Source organism: Curtobacterium sp. SORGH_AS_0776, assembly GCF_031453355.1.
Taxonomy (GTDB): domain Bacteria; phylum Actinomycetota; class Actinomycetes; order Actinomycetales; family Microbacteriaceae; genus Curtobacterium.
This window is the reverse complement of the sequence record NZ_JAVIYU010000001.1, coordinates 1,193,374-1,218,464: the sequence shown is the minus strand read 5'-3', so window position 1 is coordinate 1,218,464 and position 25,091 is coordinate 1,193,374. Positions and strand designations below refer to the sequence as shown.

General features: G+C 70.3%; 20 protein-coding genes. 7 read left to right on the top strand and 13 right to left on the bottom strand.

All coding sequences use genetic code 11. The features are described from left to right. Window positions 1-66: 66 nt before the first annotated feature. The 4 genes from QE359_RS06185 to QE359_RS06170 form a co-directional block, all read right to left on the bottom strand. Window positions 67-1,245 carry a right-handed parallel beta-helix repeat-containing protein gene (locus QE359_RS06185; RefSeq protein WP_309778266.1) on the bottom strand — a complete coding sequence of 393 codons (1,179 nt, stop codon included), beginning with the start codon at window positions 1,243-1,245 and terminating at the stop codon, window positions 67-69. A gap of 283 nt (window positions 1,246-1,528) precedes the next feature. Continuing rightward, entirely contained in the window at window positions 1,529-2,839 is a 1,311-nt protein-coding gene (locus QE359_RS06180; RefSeq protein ID WP_309778264.1) for an oligosaccharide flippase family protein, read from the bottom strand. Next, window positions 2,836-4,119, bottom strand: coding sequence for a hypothetical protein (locus QE359_RS06175; protein ID WP_309778262.1), 1,284 nt, complete (start codon window positions 4,117-4,119; stop codon window positions 2,836-2,838). The genes QE359_RS06180 and QE359_RS06175 overlap by 4 nt, the downstream gene beginning before the upstream one ends. Before the next feature lie 50 nt (window positions 4,120-4,169). Next, a complete protein-coding gene (locus QE359_RS06170; protein ID WP_309778261.1) occupies window positions 4,170-4,751 on the bottom strand; it encodes a glycosyltransferase family A protein in 582 nt (193 codons plus the stop codon). 376 nt (window positions 4,752-5,127) lie between these two features. Between QE359_RS06170 and QE359_RS06165 the strand changes: the two genes are divergently transcribed. After that, window positions 5,128-6,024: a hypothetical protein gene (locus tag QE359_RS06165; protein WP_309778259.1), complete on the top strand. Its 897-nt coding sequence runs from the start codon at window positions 5,128-5,130 to the stop codon at window positions 6,022-6,024. A gap of 62 nt (window positions 6,025-6,086) precedes the next feature. Here QE359_RS06165 and QE359_RS06160 read toward each other — a convergent pair whose 3' ends face one another. The 7 genes from QE359_RS06160 to QE359_RS06130 all read right to left on the bottom strand — a co-directional run bounded on the left by QE359_RS06160 (window position 6,087) and on the right by QE359_RS06130 (window position 14,797). Next, entirely contained in the window at window positions 6,087-7,274 is a 1,188-nt protein-coding gene (locus tag QE359_RS06160; RefSeq protein ID WP_396127751.1) for a glycoside hydrolase family 1 protein, read from the bottom strand. Window positions 7,275-7,282: 8 nt separating this feature from the next. Then, window positions 7,283-8,155 (bottom strand): alpha/beta fold hydrolase, encoded by an 873-nt coding sequence (locus QE359_RS06155; RefSeq protein ID WP_309778258.1) that lies wholly within the window; start codon window positions 8,153-8,155, stop codon window positions 7,283-7,285. After that, window positions 8,152-9,939 carry an ABC transporter ATP-binding protein gene (locus QE359_RS06150; protein WP_309778256.1) on the bottom strand — a complete coding sequence of 596 codons (1,788 nt, stop codon included), beginning with the start codon at window positions 9,937-9,939 and terminating at the stop codon, window positions 8,152-8,154. The genes QE359_RS06155 and QE359_RS06150 overlap by 4 nt, the downstream gene beginning before the upstream one ends. Then, window positions 9,936-10,868: an ABC transporter permease gene (locus QE359_RS06145; RefSeq protein ID WP_070417090.1), complete on the bottom strand. Its 933-nt coding sequence runs from the start codon at window positions 10,866-10,868 to the stop codon at window positions 9,936-9,938. Before QE359_RS06145 ends, QE359_RS06150 begins: the two co-directional genes overlap by 4 nt. Continuing rightward, window positions 10,865-11,845, bottom strand: coding sequence for an ABC transporter permease (locus QE359_RS06140; protein WP_070417091.1), 981 nt, complete (start codon window positions 11,843-11,845; stop codon window positions 10,865-10,867). Before QE359_RS06140 ends, QE359_RS06145 begins: the two co-directional genes overlap by 4 nt. After that, entirely contained in the window at window positions 11,842-13,572 is a 1,731-nt protein-coding gene (locus QE359_RS06135; RefSeq protein ID WP_309778254.1) for an ABC transporter substrate-binding protein, read from the bottom strand. Before QE359_RS06135 ends, QE359_RS06140 begins: the two co-directional genes overlap by 4 nt. Before the next feature lie 118 nt (window positions 13,573-13,690). Next, a complete protein-coding gene (locus tag QE359_RS06130) occupies window positions 13,691-14,797 on the bottom strand; it encodes a LacI family DNA-binding transcriptional regulator (RefSeq protein WP_309778253.1) in 1,107 nt (368 codons plus the stop codon). A gap of 208 nt (window positions 14,798-15,005) precedes the next feature. On the opposite strand from QE359_RS06130, the gene QE359_RS06125 reads away from it, so the two are divergent. Then, the gene (locus tag QE359_RS06125) at window positions 15,006-15,161 is read left to right on the top strand and encodes a hypothetical protein (RefSeq protein WP_156794780.1); all 156 of its coding nucleotides are present in this window, start codon (window positions 15,006-15,008) and stop codon (window positions 15,159-15,161) included. Between the two features lie 81 nt (window positions 15,162-15,242). Here QE359_RS06125 and QE359_RS06120 read toward each other — a convergent pair whose 3' ends face one another. Beyond that, window positions 15,243-15,944, bottom strand: coding sequence for a GntR family transcriptional regulator (locus QE359_RS06120; protein ID WP_254790679.1), 702 nt, complete (start codon window positions 15,942-15,944; stop codon window positions 15,243-15,245). 107 nt (window positions 15,945-16,051) lie between these two features. On the opposite strand from QE359_RS06120, the gene QE359_RS06115 reads away from it, so the two are divergent. Then, complete coding sequence (locus QE359_RS06115; RefSeq protein WP_309780403.1) at window positions 16,052-17,197, top strand: MFS transporter; 1,146 nt, start codon at window positions 16,052-16,054, stop codon at window positions 17,195-17,197. Between the two features lie 68 nt (window positions 17,198-17,265). Here QE359_RS06115 and QE359_RS06110 read toward each other — a convergent pair whose 3' ends face one another. Further along, window positions 17,266-18,429 carry a Vms1/Ankzf1 family peptidyl-tRNA hydrolase gene (locus QE359_RS06110; RefSeq protein ID WP_092384694.1) on the bottom strand — a complete coding sequence of 388 codons (1,164 nt, stop codon included), beginning with the start codon at window positions 18,427-18,429 and terminating at the stop codon, window positions 17,266-17,268. Between the two features lie 193 nt (window positions 18,430-18,622). Between QE359_RS06110 and QE359_RS06105 the strand changes: the two genes are divergently transcribed. The 4 genes from QE359_RS06105 to QE359_RS06090 are packed head-to-tail and all read left to right on the top strand — an operon-like array spanning window position 18,623 to window position 25,024. Next, entirely contained in the window at window positions 18,623-19,987 is a 1,365-nt protein-coding gene (locus tag QE359_RS06105) for an extracellular solute-binding protein (RefSeq protein WP_070417094.1), read from the top strand. Next, window positions 19,984-21,081 (top strand): sugar ABC transporter permease, encoded by a 1,098-nt coding sequence (locus tag QE359_RS06100; protein WP_309778250.1) that lies wholly within the window; start codon window positions 19,984-19,986, stop codon window positions 21,079-21,081. Before QE359_RS06105 ends, QE359_RS06100 begins: the two co-directional genes overlap by 4 nt. After that, a complete protein-coding gene (locus QE359_RS06095; RefSeq protein ID WP_092384698.1) occupies window positions 21,078-22,013 on the top strand; it encodes a carbohydrate ABC transporter permease in 936 nt (311 codons plus the stop codon). Before QE359_RS06100 ends, QE359_RS06095 begins: the two co-directional genes overlap by 4 nt. Then, complete coding sequence (locus QE359_RS06090; RefSeq protein ID WP_309778248.1) at window positions 22,010-25,024, top strand: glycoside hydrolase family 2 TIM barrel-domain containing protein; 3,015 nt, start codon at window positions 22,010-22,012, stop codon at window positions 25,022-25,024. Before QE359_RS06095 ends, QE359_RS06090 begins: the two co-directional genes overlap by 4 nt. Window positions 25,025-25,091 lie beyond the last annotated feature (67 nt).

Sequence of the window (25,091 nt, the reverse complement as noted above, 5' to 3'; positions counted from 1 at the left end):
CAGAGGCGAGCGCCCGCGTCGACATCCTCAGACGAGGGTCGGCGCGGGCGTTCGCTCGTCTGGGTTTCACGGGAGCGACATGAAGGTCGATCGATGCTCCAGACCGGTGGCCGCGCTCCATGCCCGGTACTCGGGCAGGCGTTCAGCCCGCTGCCACTGCAGCCGGACGGAGTCGGCAAGCGCGATCGTGTTCTCGTTACTGTTCAGCCCAGCGGGAACGCCGTCGTGCGCGTACAGGTACGCGTGAGCGGCACCGGAGAAGACGTTCCCACGCACCGTGAGGGTCGGCCGCACGCCGTCCACGTAGAACAGCAGGTGGCTCCCCTTTCCAGCCTTGTCCGGCCGGACGGCAGCGCTCCAGCTCGAGCCTGCGTCGTACGCCCGGTTCCCCCGCACGCTGCACGTCGAGGACCCGGGACTCTCGGCTCCGCCGGTCGACCAGTACTCGAAGGTCTGCATCGTCCGTTCGACGGTGTTGCCGGTGAACTCGACGTCCGACCACGACACACCTTTCGAGACGCCCGGACCCTGGATCGTCATCGCGCTGTCCCAGCAGTCGACGATGGTGTTCCCGCTGACGAGCACGCCGGACGCGCCGGACCAGACCTGGACTCCGTTGCCCATCCGCGACACCCCGTCCGACGCCAGGGCACCACCGGCCTCCCCGATGACGCAGTCCCGGACGACCGCCCCCTCGGTCCGGCTGGCCGACGTCGTCTGGACCGCGTTCCGCCCCGTTCCGATGACCGCGAGGTCCTGGATGACGAGCCGAGACCGGACTTCCACGATGGGATCGGCGACGGCGAGCCACACACGACGCCCACCGGCGCTCGGGTTCGTGGCGCAGCGCACGGTGACGAGGGAGCCCCTCGACCGGAACTGCCAATCCCGTTCGAGCGCGGCCAGATCGGTCTTGCGATCACCGTGGAAGGTCGAATCGACTTTGAGGAATCCGACCTCGGTCGTCCACGGGCTCACGTAGCCGTGGTGCGTCCGTCCGACGTTCGCCGCACTGATGTCGACCGACCAGAGATCGTCCCCCGCCCTCGTCCAGCATGCAGCGCTCTGAACGTACTTGTACGACGTGACGACGGGCGGCTCCGGCTCATCTCCCCACGACGCGAACCGCAGCGCGCCGACCGCGCCCGGGCGGATGACTCCCGGGTGCCGTCGCCCGCGCCGGAGCCGCACCGTGCTGCCCGGCGGGATGGCCGACGCCGCGAGTGCTGCGTTGACCCGCGCCAAGGAGGCCCACGGTCGCTTGGCAGCCGTCCCGTCGTCCGCATCATCGCCAGCAGCGGGGTCGACGTAGTAGGTCGTCGAAGCCGCGGCTCTCGCCGGCCGAGTCAACAGGCTCAGACCGACCGAGGCGCTTCCGATTGCGGCCCCGGTCAGCAGGGCCCTCCGGCTCAGGACGGTCGCTCGGGGGATTGGTCGGTGTTCCATCTGTGCCTCTCCGCGCCGCTCCGGTGGCGACGCCGAGGGGAAACTATTCGCTCCGCGTTCTTCGACACCAGCTTCCGGTATGTCACATCGTGTTGCGCCGCGAAAGTCGACGGATCGCTCGGAGAAACGACCGGATGTCACTGCGTCGAACGCCGTAGAACGACTTCGGGTGGATCCCGTGGCGGTGCCACACCTGCAGCACGTTGAGCGAGCTCGAGACGAAGCAACCGGCCAGGGTTCCGATGGCTGCCCCGAGGGCCCCGAGGGACGGCACCAGAGCGACGAGGAGCGCCGTGTTGACGAGCGCAGCGACGACGAGCGACGCGCTGCGGCGGCCTGGAGCGCCTCTCGCGCTGAGCGTGACTCCTGCGAGGGCACCCTGTCCGCCGACCACCGTCGCGAGCAGCAGCACCAAGCAGGCCGGCATGGCGTCGACGAACTCGGCACCGAAGACGAGCGGGACCCACCACCAGGCGCTCGCGGCGAGGGCACCGGCCGCCACGATGGTCAGTGCCGAGGAGATCCGTGAGGCGGCGAGCATCCGGGCGTCGTCCTGCTCGGCGGCGTCAGCGGCGAAGGAGACGTCCCGGACGGCGTCGCTGATGACGAGCGGCAGGTCGGCGACGTTCACCGCGACGACGTACAAGCCGAGTTCCGCGGCGTCGGACAACGGCGCGATCAACGCCTGGTCGAGGCGGGTCAGGAGCACTCCAGCAATGGATCCGAGCCAGACCCTAGCCCCGAACGACATCAGAGCACGGGTGCTCGGCGTCTCGGCGCCTTCGGGACACGCCGCTCCTGTTCCGCGTCGCAGTCCGACGTACGCGACGGCTCCGATGATCGGCGCCACGGCGAGCACCCCGACCGCGTGGGCGACGTCGAGGGATCCGGCTGCGGCGAACGACCCGAGCGCGATGAGCCGCACTCCGGCCGTGATGGCTCGTTCCACGGTCACCAACCGCCACCGGTGCATGCCCGCGGCGACGGCCTGGAGCAACGCCACCATCAGCGTCGGCACCAACATGACCGATGCGAGGGTGACGAGGCGGACCAGGTCTCGGTCTCCGGCGGCGGAGAACGGCGCGGCGGCGATCAGGAGCACGGTGACGACCACGCCTGCGCCGCCCAGGACCGCGACGGCACGCCGCACGAATCCGCCGTGCGACGACGGGTGCCGTGCGATCGTCCGGGTGACGGCGGCCGGGACGCCGAACGTCGCGACCGCCGTGGCGAGGAAGAGTGGTGCCGTCACCGCTGCGACCGCTCCTCGCCCGTCGACTCCGAGGGTCTGCGCGAGGATCGGCGCTGTGGCTATCGAAGCGATCGGGGGGAACACGTTGCCGATCAGTGCGGCGACGATGTTTCCGACCCGATTGCGTCCGCCAGCACTCACAGGGGCACCGTGGCAGGTCGCGTGGGCCGAACGAGGCCGTCGAGGGAGGGGCCCACACGCGCCGAATGCCCGTTGGGTGTCGGCACGAGTGCGAGCAGGACCAAGACGAGGACGCCGGTCGGAGCGTTCGCGCTGAGGGAGTTGAAGCCCAGGATCGATGTCAGGACGACGAGGGAGCCGAGCCGAGCCCCCCGCGCACCATTGGTGTCACCCCGCGCACCGCTGAGCGCGAGGGTGACCAGGGCCCCGAAGAACAGCAGGGTCGCGAAGAGTCCGAAGTCGATCGAGAACATCAGGAACGGGTTCTCGAAGGTCGTGCCGATGAGCGCGTTGCGGGTGACCTGCTCGCTCGCACCGAAGCCCTGGCCGACGATCATCGTGTCGGCCCAGCGCTCCACCGCGAGGCCGACGGTCTTGAGCCTGGCCGACGACGATCCCCCGTCGTCGGCGAATCGCTCCGTGACGGTCATGCTCGCTTCGCTCGCCAGGAACCCGACAGCTCCGATCGACGCGAGCGCGGTAGCCCCTGCCTTCGCCAGGACACCGACACGGGCCCGCAGGATCATCACCGCTACCGCGACGATCGCGGCGAGCAGCGCGAACCGGGATCCGGTGAGGGCGATCCCCACGATGAGCAGGACCGGCGCAGCCAGGCGCAGCCACCCTGAGCGGAGTGCGGCACTGAGCGGGACCGCAGCGGACATCCAGAGTGCGGCGACGAGGGGGTGGTCGAAGGTCCCCACCATGCGTCCGGGATCGGTCTTCCACCACCGGAGGCCTTCGAGCGTGGTGAGCCACGGCTGGGGAACAGCGCCGGCCCAGACGGTCAGGACGAGCGCGGCTTGGGCACTCCCGATCAGGACCAGCAGCCGTGCAGCGCGGCGGGGGAACTCGGCGTCGTCCATGCCGCGGCTCCGGATCCACAGGAAGAGCAGTGCTGGCCCGAGGATCTGGAGCACCAGTGTGCCGAGGTCGCCGGCGCGTCCGGTGAACCACGACGTGGCGAACGCGATGACGAGGAACGTCCCGAGCATCACGCAGACGACCAAGTGCTGCGCGACGACCCGTGCGATCCCACGCGGGTCACGGATGCACTCGACGATGACGATGGCGAGCGTGAACGTCGTGGCTGGCTGCCAGCTCGTTCCGACGGAGGTTCGAACAACCTCGAACGGCAGGACCGACGCGGCGACGAGTACGGCACCGATCGCCCACGTGGGGCGCCGGAGTCCGACGACCCCGACGACGAGCGACAGCACGAGTTGCGCGATGAAGAGCATTCGGTCACCTTCCCGTCTGTACTCTTCATTACAACATGAAATGTGTTATATCAACAGCTATCCCAGTGATCTTGAAGCACGATCTGCAGGTCGGCGGACGACCACAATGCCGCGCGGACGCGGTCGTTCCGACCCGCCCGGACGTTCTGTTCGAGCAACGCGGGCGAGCGGCGCAGTCCTCGGACCGGCCAGAACCCCGCGCCGCCGAGCGCCACGACCGGGAGCACGGGGACGCCTGCGCGGAGGGAGCAGTGGTGGAGCCACGTGTCCGAGGATCCCGGAGCGACTTCCGTGAACCCGTCACCCCGCTCGCGCAGCACGTCGAGGAACTGCGGCGGGTAGAGGATCCCCTTGACCCCCACTGCGTAGTTGCGCGGCGTTCGTCGCTCCGAGGTCGCCCGCCCCCAGCGCTCGTACGGCGCCACGGCGGCCCCGTCCACCACGATGCGGTTCACCCGGTGCGCAACGATCGCGTCCGGGTGCCGACGGTGGTCCGCGACGAGCGTCTCCAACCACCGCGGCGGGTAGAGCACGTCGTCGTCGGCGGTGACCACCGCCACGCGATGCCGAGCGATGCTCGACACGTACGGGAAGTACTTCTTGTGCGGCCCGAGGTCGTCGCAGAGCCGCACCTCGACCCCGCGACGGCGAAGCCTGGACAGACCCCGAGGCGGTGAACGGACGAGCTCCGCATCGTCTATCCAGACGATGAGCCGCGAAGGTCGAACCGAGCCGCGTCCGATCGAGGCGAGCGTGAGATGGACCGATCTCGCCCGCACGCCGAAGGTCGTGAGTGACACCACCGGCCCCCCGGGAGCGACCAGCGACCGGCGACCGAAGCGGACCCGGATCGCCGCCGAGCCCATGCGGAGGTACGAGGAGAGGAGGCGGATCGGGTCGCGAGGAAGTCGGCGCATGACTCCAGCCTGGATGATCAGATCGGCCGATCCGAGCTTTCTGCATGTCATATACACAGGGTCGAATCAGGTTGCCGCTAAGGTCGTCACCGTGCGATGGAGTCGAGTGGGCTGGCCCGCCGTCGGGTACGTCTCCCTCGAGGACGTCGACGGCTACCCCGAGCACCTCGCGCGCCTGGTGACCGACGCCCCGCCGTCCGTGGCCGCCCTCGCGTCCGTCACGTGGAGCGAGTCCCGCATCCAGAGCTGGCGCATCGAGGAGGCCGGCCGCCACGGCGACGCTGGCGTCGACGCCACACCGACCCACACCGTCCACGCCGTGTTCGTCGTCCGCAACGACGAGGTGCTCGACACTCCGGACGGCCTCTGGCGCCGGTGGAACCACGCGCGGGTGTCCCTCCGCTTCGACCGCGCCGTGCTCGATCCGTCCGACACGGAGGCGCTCGACCTGCTCGCCGGTGACGTCCACGTCTCCCGCGGCGAGATCGCACACGTGGACGCCGACGTCTGGGAACTGCGCCTGCTCGTCTCCCCCACCGGCGAGCTCGCGATCCACTTCCGCGACGTCGTGATCGAGGTGCGGCCGGTCGACGAAGAGGACTGGGCAGCGCTCGAGTCACGCCCTGCCCACGGCTGGCACGGCCCGGTCCCGGACGGCTGGGTCGAGTGGGCGACCCCGGCGGTGCGGGCTGCGGCGCACGGAGACGTCGGCGGCCTCTCGCTGGCGCTCGACGGCATCGGTCAGGACCCCGCTGGCATCGACGAGGTCGACCCGCGGTGGGGCTTCGCGCCGCTGCACGCGGCCGTCTGGTTCGACAACCGCGGCACGACCGAGGCACTGCTCGAACGCGGTGCGGACGTCCGGGTCGAGGACGCCGAGGGGCGCACCGCGATGGACATCGCCCACGAGCGCGGCTCTCGCCGGGCGGAGGAGATCCTCCTGGCCTGGTTCGACCGGCCGGCGCACGAGCCGCCCCAAGGCGACTGACGACGGACGGGAGGCGCGGTGCCAGCTGGCACCGCGCCTCCCGTCCGCCCTCCGGCTGGGTCTCAGACCGTGAGCGCGTTGGCGGCGGCGACCCGCCCGTACCACCGCGCCGAGTCCTTCGGCGTCCGGGCGAACGTCACCGGGTCCCACGACACGAGCCCGAACGTCGGGCGGAAGCCCGACGCCCACTCGTAGTTGTCGAGCAGCGACCAGTGCTGGTAGCCGAGGACCTCGATGCCGTCCTCGATGCAGGCGTGGATCCCCTCGAGGGCACCCTGCGTGTAGGCCACCCGGCGGGAGTCGTCGGCGGTGGCGATCCCGTTCTCGGTGATCATCATCGGCACGTGCCCGGAGAGCTCCCACGCGCTGCGGAGCCCGTCGGCCGAGGCCTCGGGGTAGAACTCCCACCCGGTCAGGGTCGTCTCGACGTCGTCGGCCACCGGGAGGGGGCCCGACGGTCCGATGAAGGTGCGGGTGTAGGCCTGCACGCCCAGGAAGTCGTCACCGGCGGCGTTCTCGAGGTACCAGTCGTCGCGCGGGTACCCGTACTCGCGGAGCATCTCGTCGGCACCGGGCTCCCCGTTCGACCGGAACGCCTGCGTCGCGATGGTCCAGCCGGACTGCAGGCCGGACACCTGCGACAGGACCTCGCGGGACCGCTTGTGCGAGGCGAGCAGGGCGTCGGCGACCCCGAGGTCCGGGTTCGGCAGGCCGTAGGCGACCAGGTTCGCCGCGTCCTCACCGCCGGCGAGCATCGCCGCGATGTTCGGCTCGTTGATCGTGCAGACGTAGCGGACGCCGTCCTGCACGACGGGGAGCGCGGCCTCGGTGTAGCGGGCGAAGAGGTCGGCGGCGTCGGGAGCGCGCCAGAAGCCGTCGCGTTCGAACCAGCGCGGCACGGTGAAGTGCATGAGCGTGACGATCGGTTCGATGCCGAACTCGTGGCAGGTCTCGACCATGCGGCGGTAGTGGTCGATCTCGGCCCTGCTGACGAACCCGCGCTCGGGTTCGATCCGTGCCCACTCGATGCTGAACCGGTAGGAGTTCAGCCCGAGGTCGGCCGCGATGCGGATGTCCTCCCGGTACCGGTGGTAGCTGTCGGCGGCGTCACCCGAGGGCTCGACGATGGTGGTGTCGGGCTCGTGCTCGTGCACCCACCAGTTGCTGTTGACGTTGTTGCCCTCGATCTGGTGCGCGGCGGTGGCGGCACCCCAGAGGAAGCCCTTCGGGAACTGCAGCGTGGTGATGATCGTGCCTTTCAGTGCTGTGACAGGAAGCGGTCGAAGGTGTGGAGCGTCGCCGACGGGTTCTCGACCTGCGGGCCGTGGTAGCTCTCGGGGATCACCTCGTAGGCGGCTCCGGTGTCCTCCGCCATCTGCCGCTGCCAGGGGATCGGCCAGGCGCCGTCCCACTCGCCGTGGGTCACGAGCACCGGGAGCCCGGTGGCGCGGAGTGCGGCGGAGGAGTCGGTGTGGTCCTCGAGGATGTGCCCGCCGGCGACGACGCTCGCGGGGTCGTGCGCGTCGAAGCGGTCACGGACGAACCGTGGGTCGTCGGGGAGTTCCTCGTCCGGCCGGTACGCCCAGAGCGGGTTGGTGGAGTCGAACAGCTGGCGGAGGTTGCCGCCGGTGTCGTGCAGGATCGTCAACTCGGCGACCTTGCGGTATGGCCAGCCGTACGGTCCGGAGCAGAACTGCACCACGTCGCGGAAGGCGCTCGGGTCGGCGATGGCCGCCTCGCGGACGATCACGCCGCCGAGCGAGTGGCCGATGAGGTGCACGGGAGCGCCGTCGTCGAGCAGCCGTGCGACCCGGACGACATCGGCGGCCTCTTCCGCCAGCGTGTAGCCGGACGGCCCCGATGCGCGCGCCGAGTCGGCCTGGCCGCGGCGGCTGATCGCCACCGCGGTCCAGCCGGCGTCCCGGAGGAGCGGCATGAACGTGCGCCAGTCCTCCTTCGAACCGGTGTACCCGGGGACGACGAGGACGGTGCCCTTCGACGGCCCGGGAGGCACGACGCGGTATGCGGTGAGCCGGCCGACGGGGAGGTCGATGCCGACGACGTCGACCCCCTCGGGGGTGGGCAGGTGTCCGAACGGCGGGACGGACGGGAAGTCGCGGAGCGTGCTCATGCCAGCAGCGCCCGTCGTGGGTTCGGCACCGCGTCGAGCAGCGCCACCGTGTAGTCGTCCTGCGGGTGCTGCAGCACCTCGGCCGTGCGGCCCCGTTCGACCACGGCGCCGTCGTGCAGCACCATGATGTCGTCCGTGATGAGCCGCGCACTGAGCAGGTCGTGGGTGATGTAGAGGAGCGAGACGCCCCACTGCTCGCGGAGGTCCTCGAGCAGGGCGAGCACCCCGGCACGGAGCGTCACGTCGAGCATCGAGACCGGCTCGTCGGCGATGATCACCTGCGGGTCGGACGCGAGCGCCCGGGCGATGACCACGCGCTGGCGCTGGCCACCCGAGAGCTGGTGCGGGAGCTTCTGCGCGAACTGTTCCACCGGGGTCAGGCCCACGGTCTCGAGCAGCTCGAGCACGCGCTTCCGGGCATCGCGCCCGCGCAGGTTCGTGTAGTTCGCGACGGGGCGGGACAGCGTGTACTCGACCGTGTGCAGCGGGTTGAGCGCGGCGTAGGGATCCTGGAACACCATCTGCACCTCGGAGCGGAGGTCCTTCAACCCCCGTCTCCCGAGCTTCGCCACGTCCGTGTCGCCGAACCGGACCGTGCCGGTCGTCGGCTTCTCGACGCCGGTCAGCATCTTCGCGATCGTCGACTTGCCCGAACCGGACTGGCCGACGAGGGCGAGCGACTGCCCGGGTTCGAGGGTGAACGACACGTCGCGCACCGCCTGCACCGGCTGCTCGCCGCGACGGGGTGCCGGGTAGGTCTTGACGAGGTGCTCGACCACGATCGGGTTGCGGGCGGCGCTGCGCTCGCGGGAGCCGACCGTGCTGAACGACGAGGTCGTCTCCTGCCGCTTCTCGCCTGAAGCAGCACGGACCGCCCGGTCCGGGAACCCCGGCAGCGACACGACCGACGCCCGCGGGTCGGCGTAGTGCGACAGCAGCATCTGCGTGTACTCGTCCTGCGGGTCGCGGAGGATCTCCTTCGAGCCACCGTCCTCGACGATGCGGCCCTCGTGCATGACGAGCACGCGCTCGGTCGCCTCGAGGACGATGCCGAGGTCGTGGCTGATCAGGATGGCCGTGAACCCCTCGGACTGCTGCAGCTCGATGATGGTGTCCATCACGGCGTGCTGCACGAGGACGTCGAGCGCGGTGGTCGGCTCGTCGAACACCATGAGCTGCGGCTCGAGCGAGAGCGCCAGGGCGATCGACACGCGCTGCCGCATGCCGCCGGACAGCTCTCCCGGGTACCGGGCCAGCATGGCGGTGGGGAGCTTCACCTTCTCGATGAGCTCCTTCATCCGGGCGTCCCAGCGATCACGCGACACGTGGCCGTGGGCCCTGAAGATGTCGATGAAGTGGTTGCGGATGGTCCGCACCGGGTTGAGCGCGTTCATACCGGACTGCAGCACCATCGCGAACCCGCCCTGGCGCTGCTGCCGGAGGGCTTCCTCGTCGAGGTCGCGGATGTCGTGGCCGCCGAAGAAGATGTTGCCGCCGTTGGTCCGAGCCGGCGGCTTCTGCAGCCGGGTCAGCGCGTAGCCGAGGGTCGACTTGCCGGAACCCGACTCCCCCACCAGGCCGACGAACTCGCCCTTCCGCAGCTGGAAGGACACGTGGTCGACCGCCTGGACGGCCTCCTGGCCGGCCGATTCGTACACGACCGACAGGTCGCGGACGTCGAGCAGCACGTCCTGCGTGGCGCTCGTGGCGTCGGACGGGAGGCGCGTGGCGGCGCCGTCCCGCGCCTCCAGGCCGTCGATCGGTTCGGAACGCGAGCCGCTCATGCGGTGGCCTCCTTGCGCTTGCGACGCGCGCCTTCGCGCAGTCGCGGGTTGGACACGGCGTCGACGCCGAAGTTGATCAGGGTCAGGCTCATCGCGAGGAGCGCGATGCAGAGACCCGGGGCGAACAGCAGGATCCACTGACCGGTCAGCAGGGCGTTCGAGTTCTGCGCCCAGTAGAGGATCGTGCCCCAGCTCACGATGGACGAGTCACCGAGTCCGAGGAACTCGAGGCCCGCCTCGGCGAGGATCGCGCTCGTGGCCGCACCGAAGAACGAGCCGACGATGAGGCTCGTCATGTTCGGCAGGATCTCGCGGAACACGATGCGCGTCGCACCGTCGCCGGAGAACTGGGCCGCCGTCACGAAGTCACGACCGCGGAGGGACTGCGTCTGGCTGCGCAGGACGCGCGCGCCCCAGGCCCAGCCGGTGACCACGATCACCGCGATGATGACCGCGATGCCGCCGTTCTGCAGGTACGCGGCGATGACGATCATGAGCGGCAGACCGGGGATGACGAGGAAGAGGTTCACGATGAACCCGATGACCTCGGCGATCCAGCCGCGGACGTAGCCCCAGCTCAGGCCGATCGCGACGGCGACGAGCGTGGACAGCAGCCCCGCGACGGCACCGACGAGCACGGAGATCCGGGCGCCGTAGATGATCTGCGACAGGACGTCCTCGCCGGCGGCGGTCGTGCCCATCCAGTGCGCACCGGTGGCGTCGGCGCTCCGGGCGAACCCGTTCTGGCTCGCGCCGTACGGGGCGAGGAGCGGGGCGAAGATCGCCACGATCACGAAGACGGCGAGGATGATGATGCCGATCCGGGCCTTGGTGTTGCTCCAGACGACGCCGAACTGGCGGGCGGCGGCTCGGAGTTTGCTCGGGGCGGTGGGTTCTTCTGCTTGCGTGCGAACTGCGATCGTGGTCATCGGCGCGTCCTCGGGTCCAGGACGCCGTAGAGGACGTCCACGATGAAGTTGGCGATGAGCACCGACACGGTGATCATCAGGAAGAGGGCCTGCATGAGCGGGTAGTCCTGCCCGATCACGGCGTTGAACAGCAGGTAGCCGATGCCCGGGTAGCCGAACACCTGCTCGACCAGGACCGAACCGCCGACCACACCACCGAGGGCCAGACCGAAACCGGTCAGGTTCGGCAGGATCGCGTTGCGGGCCGCGTACCGGATCGCCACGGTGCGACCGCGGAGACCGTTCGCCTCGGCGAAGGTCACGTAGTCGTCACCGAGGGTGTTGATCATGGCGTTGCGCATGCCGATGATCCAGCCGCCGAGGCTCGTCACGAGGATCGTGATCGCCGGCAGGACCGCGTGCTGCAGGGCGTCCCCGAGGAACGCACCGTTCAGGCCCGGGGTCGTCGTCGCGGAGTAGGCGCCCGTCGTCGGGAACCAGTGCAGGACGTAGCCGAGGAAGAACAGCAGCAGGAGCGCCGTCCAGAAGTACGGGAACGTCGACATGAACGAGCCCGACAGGGTCGGCAGCGAGTCCAGCCAGGTGCCGCGCTTCCAGGCCGCGCCGACACCGATCAGGGTGCCGAGCACGAACGCGAGGATCGTCACGACGCCGACGAGGATCAGCGTGTACGGCAGGGCCTGGGCGACGAGGTCGCCGACGGGCTGCGGGTAGAACGTGTAGCTCGTGCCGAAGTCGAGGGTGATGACCTGGTGCAGGTAGCTGACGTACTGGTCCCAGAGGTTGCCGCTCGGGACGCCGAGCTGGGCCTCGATGGCCTTCTTGGTGGCGTCGGTGACCGGGCCGTTCTGGCTGAGCTTCGCGAGAGCGGCGTCGGTCGGGCTGCCGGGCATGAGTCGCGGGAGCACGAAGTTCAGCGTGACCGCGGCCCAGAGGGTCAGGACGAAGAGGACGAGTTTCTGGAGGATGTACTTCACTTCTGGTCCTCTTCGGCCTTGATGATCGCCCGGCCGGCTGCGCTGTCGCGGAGCCGCAGCTTCGAGAAGATGAGCAGCGGTGCCGAGTCGTAGTTCTGCGGCGCCATGTAGGGGTCCTCGGCGCTGGGCCAGCCGACGAACTTGCCGGTGTTGAACAGGCCCCAGAGTCCGCCGTAGTACATGCCGATCACGGGCAGGTCGTCGTACACGATCTCCTGCAGCTGGTTGAGGATCTCCTGCTGCTTCGCGGTGTCCGTCGTCGCCTTGTACTCGTCGAGGAGCTTCTGCGTGTCGGCGTTCTGGTACCGCTCGAAGTTGTTCACCGTCGACTTGCCGACCGGCTGGTAGAAGTCGCTGCTGAGCAAGGAGTTGAACGCCTGGTAGACGTCACCGTTGCCCATGCCGCCCATCGCCATGTCGAACTGTCCGTTGTTGATGTTCGACTGGTAGCCGGCGGGCTGCGGCGCCTGGATCGACACCTTGATGCCGATGGCCGTGAGGTTGCGCTGCACGGTCTGCGCGGCGCGGAGCCAGTCCGAGTAGCCGTTCGCGGTCATGATCGTGATGGACAGCTGCTTGCCGTCCTTCATGATCTTGCCGTCCTGCTCGGTCCAGCCGGACTTCGCGAACGCCTGCTTCGCGGCGTCGACGTCCTGCGCGATCATGCCCTGGTCGGGGATGTCCGGGTTGAGGTACTTCTCCTGGTTCGGCAGGATCAGGCCGGTCTGGCCCGCCGCCGCCAGGTTGCCCTCGGACGCGGTCTCGGCGATGTCGTCGCGGTCCAGGGCGAGGGAGATGCCCTTCCGGACGTTGACGTCGTTGTAGGGCGCCTTCGTCAGGTTCGGGATGAGACCGATGACGCCGCCGGCCGGGAACCACCACGTGTTCGTCTTCGATGCCGCTCCCCAGGTGCCCTTCACGTCGGAGATGAAGGAGTACGCCCAGTCGTAGCCGCGCGTGACGGTGTCGAGCTGCGTGTTCGTCGCCGGGAGGATCAGGTGCTTGATGGCGATCTTGTCGGCCTGCCAGTACTTCGGGTTCTTGTCCATCGAGTACTGCTGGTCGGTGTAGTTGCCGAGCACGAACGGACCGGTCCCCACGGGGTTCGGGTCACGCCAGGTCGTCGGGTCCTTCACGCCGCCGTAGTGCTTCTCGCCGAGGATGTACGTCGCGCCGATGATGTTCAGGCTCGGCACGTCGTCGCCCTTGAGGTGGAAGACGACGTGGCCGTCCTTGCTCTCGATGCTGTCGATGTGCTGCCAGGCGCCCTTGACGTCCATCGCCGGGAACTTCTTGAGCAGGTCGAACGTGAAGACGACGTCCTTCGCGCTGAACGGCGAGCCGTCCGACCACTCGACACCCTTGCGGATCGTCATGTCGATCGTGCGCGCGTCCGGCTGGTCCCAGCTGCTCGCGAGCCACGGGGTGCCCTTGCCGTCGAGGGGGTTGATCTCGATGAGCGGCTCGTACATCCACTTGCTCGCCGTGCGGGCGTTCGCGATGTACGGGTTGAAGTTGCGGTCGAACAGCGGGTTGCCGTGGTCCGCGTTGATGAGCATCGTGTCCTTGCCGATGCTCGGGTCCGGCTGGGACCGGACCTGGATGCTGCAGCCGGTGGCCGCGAGGGCCACGACCGCGATGCCGGCGATGGCCGCGATGAGGCGGCCTCTCCGTCCCCGGCGGGTGCCCGGGGTGCGCGCTGGGACGCGCTGTGGGGGAAGCGTCATTGCTCGGTCGACCTCCGTGTCGAGTCGGTACGGAGACAATGTATGCGCTTACATCGCATCGCGCAACCGGGTGGGTTGTTTCGCGGGGCGGCACGTGTGGGCGCGGCGCAGCCGCCACCTACAGCGCCGGCGGGCAGCTCTCGCGCAGGAGCACCTCGACCGGCAGGCGCATCGCCCGCGGCGGCCCCTCGCGGCGCTCCAGCCGGTCCACGATCGCCCGCACCGCCGCACGCCCGAGCTCCCCCATCGGCTGGTGCACGGTGGTCAGGCGCGGCGACGAGAACCGACCCGCGTCGATGCCGTCGAAGCCCGTCACGACGAGGTCCTCCGGCACCCGCACACCCCGCGCCCCCGCGGCGTCGAGCACCCCGAGCGCCGACTGGTCGTTCGAGCAGACGATCGCCCGCGGGACGGCGTCCCCGTCGAGCAGCAGTGCCGCGAGCTCCCGGGCCCGCGCGCGCCCGAAGTCGCCGTGCACGACACGCACCGACGACGCCGGCACCCCGTGGTCCTCGAGCGCCTGGCGGAACCCCGCGGAGCGTTCGATGTCGTCCGGCGAGTCGATCGGCCCCGCCAGGTACACGAGCGACGACCGGATGCCGAGGCGCCCGATCACGTGCGCGCCGAGTGTCCGCATGCCCGCGGCGTTGTCCACGCTCACCGAGTCGAACCCGTGCGAGCGCCGGTCGTCGGCGAGCACCACGACCGGGATCCGTCGGGCGACGTGTTCGAGCAGGTCGTCCGGCACCGTCTGGGCGAGCACCGCGAGACCGTCGACCCGGCCGGCGACGTCGTTCACGATCACGTCCCGCGAGGACCCCCGCCCCGCGGCCACCATCAGCGCCAGACCCCGCTGCCACGCCTCGGTCTCGGCGCCGCGCAGGACCTCGTCGAAGTACAGGTTGGACGAGAACGGCTGCGTCACGTGCCGCCGGTCGTCGACGACCCGCACGCCGCCGTCCGTGACGAGGTCGGGGCGTTCGTCCGGCACGACGTCGAACCCGGGCAGCAGCAGTCCGACCACGCCGGTGCGCTTGCCCGCGAGGGCCCGTGCGTTCCCGGAGGGCACATACCCGAGCGTCCGGATCGCCGCCTGGACCCGGTCGCGCGTGCCCTCGCGGACGGCGTCCGGCGTGCGGAGCACGCGGGAGACGGTGGCGATGGAGACGCCCGCCGCGGAGGCCACGTCGTAGACCGTGGGAGGTGCGGTGCGCTGCTCGGCCAAGCCCGTCCCTCCTGTCCGACGTCCGCTGGTGTCGTGCCGCGAGCCGCGCGGCCGGACCATCCTAGGCATGGTGCAGACCGGGACTTTCCCACATGTGACGGAAACCCCTTGCGCGATCCGGACAGCGCGCGCAACACTGTCACGACCTCAGCACGTCCCGTGAGGAAGCGCACCAACGACGGTGCCCACACACACAGGAGAAGACGCGATGTCCCAATCGACACGGTCCGGCAGCAAGAGCGCGATCCGGCTCACCACCGACGAGGCCGAGGTGCGCGACGCACTGCTCGACCACTCCGACGGCGGCAACGCCTGGATCTTCGACCAGATCGACGCGGCCGAGGACGCGGCGACGAAACCGTAGCGGCCTTCCCGGAGGCGCGGTGCGGGTCCGCCCCGCACCGCGCCCTCCGCAGGTGGGCGCGTCCACGGCACGGCCGTCGCGTCAGCGCTCGGTGCTGCCCACGATCGCCATGCCGGCGCCCCGCAGACGCCGGCGCTCCTGCGCGATCCACGCCAGCAGCCGGTCGTTCGTGCCGGCGACGTGCGCCGCGAGCAGCTCGGCCGCGCGGTCCGCGTCCCCGGAGCGCACGGCGTCGATGATGGCGCTGTGCTCCTCCCACGCGGCGTCGCGGGCCTCGGGCGTCCGCACCTCGATCCAGCGCGTGCGCTCCAGACGGGTGAGTGCGTCGGCGATGGCGTCGGTGATGAACCGGTTGCCGCCGAGCGCGGCGAGGTCGAGGTGGAACGTCGAGCCCATCCGGATGCCGGCCTGCTGGTCGGGCGTCGGCCGGAGGGTGTCGAGGTGGCCGCGGACCTCGGCGAGCTGCTCCTCGGACGCGCGTGCCACCGCGAGCCGGGCGGCGGCGGGTTCGAGGACGCCGCGGAGTTCCGCGAGCGAGGCGATCTCGTCGAGGTCGATCGGGGTGACCGTCCACGAGCGGCCTTCGTGCAGGATGAGCCCTTCGCGCTCGAGCCGCGACAGGGCTGCGCGCACGGGGGTCCGTGAGGCATGGAACCGCGCCTCGAGCCCCCGCTCGGAGATGCGCTCCCCCGGGGCGATCTCGAGCGTGAGGATCGCGGCTCGGAGGTTGTCGTAGAGCTGGCTCGTCTGCGACACGGGCGCTGCATCGGTCGTCTCGGTCACGGCGATCCAGCCTAGCGGCGATCCAGACCGGATGGTATACCGTAATGGTATACCAATCCGTTCCACACTGAAACGATCTCGTGACCACCACCTCCCGCGCCTGGACGATGCTCGGCCTCGGCGTCGCCGCCCAGGCCGCCGGCACCCTCGTGGTGTCCGCCCCCGCGCTGCTCATCCCGTACCTGCACGCCCACGGCACGCCGCTGACCCTCGCCGGACTCCTGGCCGCCGCACCGACGTTCGGCATGGTCCTGACGCTCATCGCCTGGGGCGCGATCACCGACCGCGTCGGCGAGCGCGTCGTCATCGCGGGCGGGCTCGTCCTCACGACCCTCGCGGTCGTCGGGGCCTGGCTGGCAGCGGGTGACCCAGTGCTGCTCGGCCTGGCGTTCCTCGCCGCCGGCATGACGAGCGCCTCGACGAACGCCGCGAGCGGACGGGTCGTGGTGGGGTGGTTCCCGAAGGAGCGGCGCGGCCTCGCGATGGGCATCCGGCAGATGTCGCAGCCGCTCGGGGTGACGCTCGCGGCCGTCACGGTCCCGCAGCTCGCCGAGGCGGACGGCATCCGCGCGGCCCTCGTCCTGCCCGTGGTCCTGTGCGCCGTGCTCGCCGCGCTGTGCGCGATCGGCATCGCGAACCCGCCCCGGCCCGCGCGTGCGGACGCCCCGGTGGAGCACGTCGCGAACCCGTACCGGGCGAACGGGTTCCTGTGGCGGATCCACGCGGTGTCGGTCCTGCTCGTCGTACCGCAGTTCACACTGTCCACGTACGGCCTGGTGTGGCTCGTCGGCCTCGGCTGGTCGACCCCGGCCGCGGGACTGCTCGTCGGGGCGTCGCAGTTCGTCGGCGCCGTCGGGAGGATCCTCGTCGGCGCCTGGAGCGACCGCGCCGCCTCGCGCGTCGGCCCGCTGCGGATCGTCGCGGTGAGCGCCGCCGTGGCGATGGGGCTGCTGGCGCTGGTGGACGCCACGCACCTCGCCGCCGCCGCGGTGTTCCTCGTCGTCGCCACGAGCGTCACCGTCGCGGACAACGGGCTCGCGTACACGTCGGTGGCCGAGGCCGCGGGGCCGTTCTGGTCCGGGCGGGCGCTCGGGGCGCAGAACACCGGGCAGTTCATCGCGGCGAGCGCCGTGGGTCCCGGGGTCGGCGCGCTCGTCGGGGCGCTCGGGTTCGCGGCGTCATTCTCGATCGTGGGGGTGCTGCCGCTGCTGGCGCTGCCGCTGGTGCCCCGGCGCGATCGTTCCCACGACTGACCGCGGGACGGACGGGAGGCGCGGTGCCAGCCGGCACCGCGCCTCCCGTCCGTCAGGTGGTCACCGCATCAGGCGGGCACGGCCGGCCCCACCGGCCACCGCAGCAACGCCGCCGCCGCGACCCCGCCCGGCAGCGACGCCGCGTTGACGAGCACGAGCTCCGCGTCCGTCAGCACCGCCGCACGCACGAGCGCGCACACCGCCGGCACCGCTCCGATGACGGGCGTCCCGGCAGCCTGTTCCGGCGCCGTCGCCACCCACGGGGCACCGGCGAGCGCGAGGAGCGTCCGCTCCCCGACCGCCACGGCGTCGAGCGCGACGACCGATCCCTGCGCCTGTTGCAACGCCCCGACGACTGCTCCGAGCCCGGTCACCGCGAGGTTGTCGCCCCGACCGACGTGGGTGCGGAGCAGGTCCTCGAGGTCGTGGCGTCGGGTGGCGACGACTCGAGCGAGCGCGGTCTCGACGTGCTCGACGAACGCCTGCTTCGACGAGGCGTCGGCGCGGGGGTCGCCCGGGAAGACGGAGGTCAGCGCACGGGTCTCCGACGACAGCGCCTTCACGAGGAGCTCCCGCGCGGTGACGTCCCCGGCGACCACGACGAGTCCGGGGCGGAGTGTCCGGACGGCCTCGTCCACGGCGGCTGCGGTCTCCGACGAGTTCTGCTTCCAGATCTCCTCGGTGTGCTGCTGCCAGTGCGGCTGCTTCCACCCGGTCCCGGCCTTGGCGTAGTGCAGGGTGTCGTTGCGCCCCTGGACCTGCTGCTCACCGCCGGTCGCGTCGAGCGGCGCGTGGCCGAGTCGGTAGGCACGGAAGGCTCCGCCCTCCTTGCCGGCGTGCACCACCAGGAACGGCAGGTCGACGGGCCGGTGGGCGACGAGCGGCACGAGGTCGGGGACGGCACCGACGCCGACCGACTCCGCGCCGTGCAGGTGGCCGGGCAGGACCTCGCTCAGCACGAGCGCACCGTCGTGGACCAGCACGTACCGGGTGACGGGCGAGGGGACGCCGGGTTCCTGCTCGAACTCGCCGGCGACGAGGTCGACCACGTCGTCGGTCGCACCCTGCGCACGGAGTGCCTCCTCGACCGCACGCAGCTTCAGCGCCGCCTGCCGTCGGGGGTCCTCCACGTTGCCGGAGACGTCGGCGTACGCCCAGGCCCAGGTCCCACCGCCCTCCAGCCGCTGTCCCAGGATCCCGTGCAGTTCGCTCGTCGCGTTGGTCGACGTCATGGCAGCTCCTCTCGGACGGATGCCGGGGCTGTCACGGACCCCGACGTTTCGTGTTGGCCCACACTCCACCCCGGCGGGGCACGGTGTTCCACGTCCGGAGGGAACGTCCAGAGTCTTCGTGAAAGTACAGCTGCGTTCGGTTTTGTGGTTGGGTTGGAGACATCCCGCTCGACGACGAACCGGAGTCCCGGCAATGACGCCTCCACCGAACCGACGGCCCATCTCCCGACGACAACTGCTGGGCTTCGGCCTCGGCGCGGCCGCGACCGGACTGCTCGCCGGCTGCGCGGTGCCGGGCTCGACGAACGTGAACAAGGCGGCGCTCATCCCCGCCGCCGCGAGCGGGCAGAAGGTCGAACTGACCTACTGGGCCTGGCTCAAGGACCTGCAGAAGGTCTGCGACGTCTGGAACAAGACCCACCCGGACATCCAGGTGACCGCGAACTGGATCCCGGGCGGCAACAGCGGCGGGTACCAGAAGATGTACTCCGCGCTCGCGGCCGGTGGTGGCCCGGACATCGGGCAGGTCGAGCTCCGTCAGATCCCCGAGTTCATGCTCGCCAACGGCCTGGTCGACCTCGCCCGCTACGGCGCGAAGGACTTCGAGTCGAAGTACGACGACGCCGCCTGGGCGCAGGTCTCGTTCGTGGACGGCATCTACGGCATCCCCCAGGACACCGGCCCCATGGGGTTCTACTACCAGACGGCGCTCCTGGAGCAGGCCGGCGGCGAACCCCCGACGACGTGGGACGAGTGGCGCGACCTCGCCGAGAAGGTCCGGAAGACCGGGGCGCAGAACTACCTCGAGGTCTTCCCGGTCTCGGACGCCTCCCCCTTCGCCGCGTACGCGCAGCAGGCCGGCGCCCGGTGGTTCAAGGTCGACGGTGACGAGTGGGTCGTCGACATGACCGATGAGAAGACCCTGATGGTCGCCGAGTTCTTCGACGGCGTGATCGACGACAAGCTCGTCGACACGAGCGCCGGCGCGTACTCCCCCGGCTGGTACGCCTCGGCTGCGAGCGGCAAGATCGCGGCCGTCACGAGCGCGAGCTGGGGCGACGCCCTCATCGAGTCCGTCCAGGGCGGCGAGGGCAAGTGGAAGGTCGCACCCATGCAGAAGTGGGGCGACACCGGGTTCGGGTCGAGCGCGATCGGCGGTTCGACAGCCGCGGTGCTCGCCAACGCGAAGCACCCGAAGGAAGCGCTCGAGTTCATCACGTGGATGACCACCTCCAAGGAGGGCATCGACGCGATGATCAAGTACTGCGGCATCGGGTGGTCGCCCGCGAAGGACTACATCGGGGCGCAGCGCGAGCAGCCGAGCAAGTGGTTCTCCGGGCAGAACTACAACGAGGACGTCTTCGTCCCCGCCGCCCAGGAGCAGAACGTCGAGTGGTCCTGGTCGCCCGTGACGCAGTCGGCGTTCACGAGTCTGCAGAACCAGTTCCGCCGCAAGCTCACGAGTGGGCTGAAGCTCACCGACGCGGTGGAGCTCGCCCAGAAGGAGATCGTCCAGTCCTTCAAGGACAAGGGCCTCAGCGTGAGGACGGCACGATGACCACGACGCAGCCGAAGAACGGCTTCCGCACGAGCACGAAGGCCACGGTCGCCCAGAAGCGCGCCCCGTGGATCCTGCTCGCACCCTTCCTCGCCCTGTTCGTGTTGACGTTCATCATCCCGATCATCAGCGCGCTGTTCCAGTCGTTCACGACCGTCGACCGCGAGGGGCTGTTCGGCGAGGACGGCGTCGTCGGCAGGTTCGCCGGGTTCGACAACTACGCGATCGCCCTGCAGGACGCCGGCTTCGTCGCCTCGATCGGCCGCATGCTGCTGTTCGGCATCGTGCAGGTCCCGGTGATGATCATCGCCTGCACGATCCTCGCGCTGCTGCTCGAGTCGGCGAGCGCCCGCTGGCCGGGCTTCTTCCGTGCGATCTACTTCATGCCGTACGGCGTCCCCGGCGTCATCGCGACGATCCTGTGGTCGTTCCTGTACGTGCCGGGCCTGTCGCCGATCGTGTCGCTGCTGCAGGGGATCGGGCTCCAGCCGGACTTCCTCGGCGCGAACAGCGTGCTCTGGTCGATCGCGAACATCGTCACGTGGACGTACACCGGCTACAACATGCTCATCATCGTGGCGCAGCTGAAGTCCATCCCCGGCGAGGTCTACGAGGCCGCCAAGGTCGACGGCGCGAACGCGTTCCAGGTCGCGTGGCGGATCCAGATCCCCCTCATCGCGCCGGCACTCGTGCTCACGACGGTGTTCTCGATCATCGGCACGCTGCAGCTCTTCGCGGAGCCGCAGATCCTGTCCACGGTCGCCCCCGCGATCGACACCGAGTACACGCCGAACTACGCCGCCTACACGAACGCGTTCGCGTTCAACGAGTACGGCGTCGCGAGTGCGCAGGCGGTCATCATCGCGCTGGCAGCGTTCATCCTGTCGTTCGCGTTCCTCGCGTTGACGAACCGTCCGCCGAAGGACGAGCGGGATCGCCGCAGGCGGGCGAAGCGGGACGGCCAGGAGGCGCGGGTCGCGCTCCAGACGCGCGTCGCGTCGGCCGGGACGGTCACCACCCAGGCCGCACCGCACCTCCAGGGCCGCTCCGGTCCGGACCACGGCACCACCGTCACGAAGGGGGCGGACGCATGAGCAGCGAAGCCATCGAAGCGCCGGCCACCGCGAAGACCGCGGTCCCGGTGGACACCACGTCGATCTCGGCGCACCAGCGCCGCAAGCTCGACCGCTCCGGCAAGTCGCAGATCGTCGTGACGGGCATCCTCGTCATCGTCGCGATCTACTTCCTCGTCCCGCTGTACTGGGTGATCATCGCCGCGACGAAGACCACCGGCGCACTGTTCGCCACGAACGGGTTCTGGTTCGGCGGCGACTTCGCGCTGTTCAGCAACCTCCAGCAGGTGTTCACGTACGACGGCGGCATCTTCGTCCGCTGGATCGCGAACAGCATCCTGTACTCGGGCGTCGGCGCCGTCCTCGCGACGTACTTCGCCGCGGCGGGTGGCTACGCGCTCGCGAAGTACGAGTTCCGGGGTCGGCAGCTCGTGTTCGGCACGATCCTCGGCGGCGTGCTCGTGCCGGGGACGGCGACGGCGCTGCCGCTGTTCCTGCTGTTCTCGACGCTGGGCCTGACCGACACGTACTGGAGCGTGCTCATCCCGAGCCTCGTCTCACCGTTCGGCCTGTTCCTCTGCCGGGTGTACGCCGCGGCGTCGGTGGACACCGCACTCCTCGAGCAGGCACGCATCGACGGGGCCGGCGAGCTCCGGATCTTCCACACGATCGTGCTCCGGCAGATGACGCCGGCACTCGTCACCGTGTTCCTGTTCCAGGTCGTCGGCATCTGGAACAACTTCTTCCTGCCGCTCATCATGCTGGCCGACCAGAAGCTGTACCCGATCACACTGGGACTCAACAACTGGCGCTCGCAGGTGGACCGGCTGCCGGAGTTCTACCAGCTCACCACCGGCGGGGTGCTCGTCTCGGTCATCCCGCTCGTCATCGCCATCATCGTCCTGCAGCGCTTCTGGCGCGGGGGCCTCACGGAAGGATCGGTCAAGGGTTGACCATCGCCGCACTCTCCTCCACCGCCCCCGGTTCGGACACCCGACTGGCCCCACGGGCCTGGCTGCACACGGACGCTCCCGCCCTGTCGTTGGACGGGGAGTGGGACTTCCGGTGGTCGCCCGTCGCGGACGTCCCGGAACCGGGGCCGGAGGACGAGTGGGGCACGATCCCGGTGCCGGCGCACTGGGTGCTGCACGGGCACGGCGCGCCGAGCTACACGAACCTGCAGTACCCGTTCCCGATCGACCCGCCGCACCCGCCGGAGGAGAACCCGACCGGCGACTACCGCCGCACCTTCGACGTCCCGACGTCCTTCGACGCCGCGGCCCGGGTGCTGCTCCGGTTCGACGGGGTGGAGTCGCACTTCCGGGTGTGGGTGAACGGCGTCCTCATCGGATGGTCGACCGGGTCGCGGCTCGCGACGGAGTTCGACGTCACGTCCGTGCTGCGACCGGGGGCGAACGAGGTCCGCGTCCGGGTGCACCAGTGGTCGGCGGCCTCGTACCTCGAGGACCAGGACCAGTGGTGGCTGCCCGGGATCTTCCGCGACGTCACGCTGCTGGCGCGGCCGACCGCCCCGATCGATGACGTGTTCGTCCAGGCCGGGTGGACCGCCGTGCTCGGGAGTGCGGCGAGCGCCGGGACCGCGGCGTCCGGCCGACCGTCGACCGGCACGGGGACGATCTCGTTCCCGACCGTCGATGCTGCGTTCCCGGTGCGCTTCACGGTGCCCGCGCTCGGCGTCGACGTCTCGTGGGCGTCCGCCGACGAGGTCGGACCGATCACCGTCGAGGGTGTCGAGCCGTGGAGCGCCGAGCTCCCGACGCTGTACGACGCGACGCTGTCCACCGGGACCGCAGCCGGTGGGAGCGCCGGTGGTGAGACCGTGTCGCTGCGGCTCGGCTTCCGCACCGTGTCGATCGAGGGCGATCGGTTCCTGGTGAACGGCGAGCGCGTGGTGTTCCACGGCGTGAACCGGCACGAGACCCACCCCGTGCGCGGTCGGGTGTTCGACGAGGAGCACGCACGCGCCGACATGGCGCTCATGAAGCGGAACAACGTCAACGCCATCCGGACGTCGCACTACCCGCCCCACCCCCGTGTGCTCGACCTCGCCGACGAGCTGGGCTTCTGGGTGATCCTGGAGTGCGACCTCGAGACGCACGGGTTCATCTTCACCGGCTGGGTCGGCAACCCGTCGGACGACCCGGCCTGGCGCGAGGCGTACCTCGACCGCATCGCGCGGACCGTCGAGCGCGACAAGAACCACGCGTCGATCGTGATGTGGTCGCTCGGCAACGAGTCCGGGACCGGCCGCAACCTCGCCGCGATGTCGCAGTGGGTGCACGACCGCGACGACGAACGTCCGGTCCACTACGAGGGCGACTACACGGGCGCCTACACCGACGTGTACTCGCGCATGTACCCGTCGCTGCAGGAGACCGAGTCGATCGGCGGCGGTCCGGCAACGCCTCTGCTCGGCTGCGGCCCGGCCGAGGCGGCTCGCCAGCGGTCGAAGCCGTTCATCCACTGCGAGTACGTGCACGCGATGGGCAACGGACCCGGCCAGATCGCCGAGTACGAGGCCCTCGTGGACAAGTACCCGCGGCTGCACGGCGGGTTCGTGTGGGAGTGGCGGGACCACGGGCTGCTCGCGCACACCCCCGACGGACGGCCTTACTACGCGTACGGCGGCGACTTCCACGAGGTCGTCCACGACGGCAACTTCGTGATGGACGGCCTGGTGCTGCCCGACGACACCCCGACGCCGGGGCTGGCTGAGTTCGCGGCCGTCGTGGCGCCGATCCGGCTGTCCGCGTCGGACACCACCGTGCTCATCGAGAACCGGTACCACTCGGCCTCGACCGCGGGACTGCGGTTCCACTGGACGCTGTCCCGGAACGGCGTGGTGGAGCACGAGGGCCGGTTCACGCCGGGCGTCGTCGCGGCGCGGTCCTCCGCCACGGTGCCGGTGCCGGATGAGGTGCTCGAAGCCGCGACCGCGGCGCTCGCACCCGGTGATGAGCTGTGGTTCGACGTCACGGCGGAACTGGCGGGGCCGACCTCGTGGGCGGACACCGGCCACGTCCTGGCACGCACCCAGACGCTCGTCGCATCGCGCGAGGCGGACGTGCCACGGGCCTCCGGTCAGGGGTGGGACGGCGACCGACTCGGCGACGGGACGTTCTCGGCCCGCGGTGACCTGGTGTCCTGGAAGGGGCACGAGGTGGCCGGGCCGCGACTCGAGCTGTGGCGCGCACCGACCGACAACGACAGCCTGGCGTCGCAGGGCGGGTACGAGACGGCCGACCCGGTGCTGACGCACGGCGTGGGCGACCCGGACGCTCCCCCGTCGGCCACACGCTGGCGGGAACGCGGGTTGGACCGGCTCACGCACCGGCTCGTGTCGGTGTCGCGGACGGACTCCGGGCTCGAGCAGCGGGTCCGCGTCGCGGCGGCGAACAGCGGCTGGGGCGTCGACGTCACGCACCGCTGGACCCTGACCGACGCCGGGCTGCTGCTGCAGACCGACGCGGTGCCGTTCGGCGCGTGGGACGTCACGTGGCCACGGATCGGCGTGCGGTTCGACCTGCCGGCGTCCCTGGCCGACTCGGACGCGTCGTGGTTCGGCACGGGGCCGCTCGAGTCGTACGCGGACTCGTCGCACGCCGCCCGCGTCGGACGCTTCTCGGCGCCGGTGCGGTCGCTCGGCGTCGAGTACTCGATGCCGCAGGAGACCGGGCACCGGCCGTCGCTGCGCGAGCTGTCGGTCGGGCCGTTCACCGTGTCGACCGTGGGCTCGCACCGTGCGGGGTTCACCCTGTCGCCGTGGACCGCGCAGCAGATCGGTCGCGCGATGCACCCCTACGAGCTGCCGGAGTCGGAGCACCTGTACCTGTACCTCGACGCCGCGCAGCACGGCCTGGGGTCGCGTGCGTGTGGCCTCGACGTGCTGCCGGAGCACCAGCTCTGGCCGCAGGCGTTCTCGTGGAGCGTCGTGCTCGGCTGAGCGCAGCCCGGAAGTCGTATATCTGATACATATTCCTTGCGCCCGTGTCGGGCGTCCGGAAGGGTCT

Excerpts from the sequence above, each read along its gene's own strand:
- QE359_RS06175 (WP_309778262.1), bottom strand. The coding sequence starts at position 4,119 with ATGCTCTTCATCGCGCAACTCGTGCTGTCGCTCGTCGTCGGGGTCGTC.
- QE359_RS06155 (WP_309778258.1), bottom strand. The coding sequence starts at position 8,155 with ATGAGCACGCTCCGCGACTTCCCGTCCGTCCCGCCGTTCGGACACCTG.
- QE359_RS06150 (WP_309778256.1), bottom strand. The coding sequence starts at position 9,939 with ATGAGCGGCTCGCGTTCCGAACCGATCGACGGCCTGGAGGCGCGGGAC.
- QE359_RS06145 (WP_070417090.1), bottom strand. The coding sequence starts at position 10,868 with ATGACCACGATCGCAGTTCGCACGCAAGCAGAAGAACCCACCGCCCCG.
- QE359_RS06135 (WP_309778254.1), bottom strand. The coding sequence starts at position 13,572 with ATGACGCTTCCCCCACAGCGCGTCCCAGCGCGCACCCCGGGCACCCGC.
- QE359_RS06125 (WP_156794780.1), top strand. The coding sequence starts at position 15,006 with ATGTCCCAATCGACACGGTCCGGCAGCAAGAGCGCGATCCGGCTCACC.
- QE359_RS06115 (WP_309780403.1), top strand. The coding sequence starts at position 16,052 with ATGCTCGGCCTCGGCGTCGCCGCCCAGGCCGCCGGCACCCTCGTGGTG.
- QE359_RS06110 (WP_092384694.1), bottom strand. The coding sequence starts at position 18,429 with ATGACGTCGACCAACGCGACGAGCGAACTGCACGGGATCCTGGGACAG.
- QE359_RS06105 (WP_070417094.1), top strand. The coding sequence starts at position 18,623 with ATGACGCCTCCACCGAACCGACGGCCCATCTCCCGACGACAACTGCTG.
- QE359_RS06100 (WP_309778250.1), top strand. The coding sequence starts at position 19,984 with ATGACCACGACGCAGCCGAAGAACGGCTTCCGCACGAGCACGAAGGCC.
- QE359_RS06095 (WP_092384698.1), top strand. The coding sequence starts at position 21,078 with ATGAGCAGCGAAGCCATCGAAGCGCCGGCCACCGCGAAGACCGCGGTC.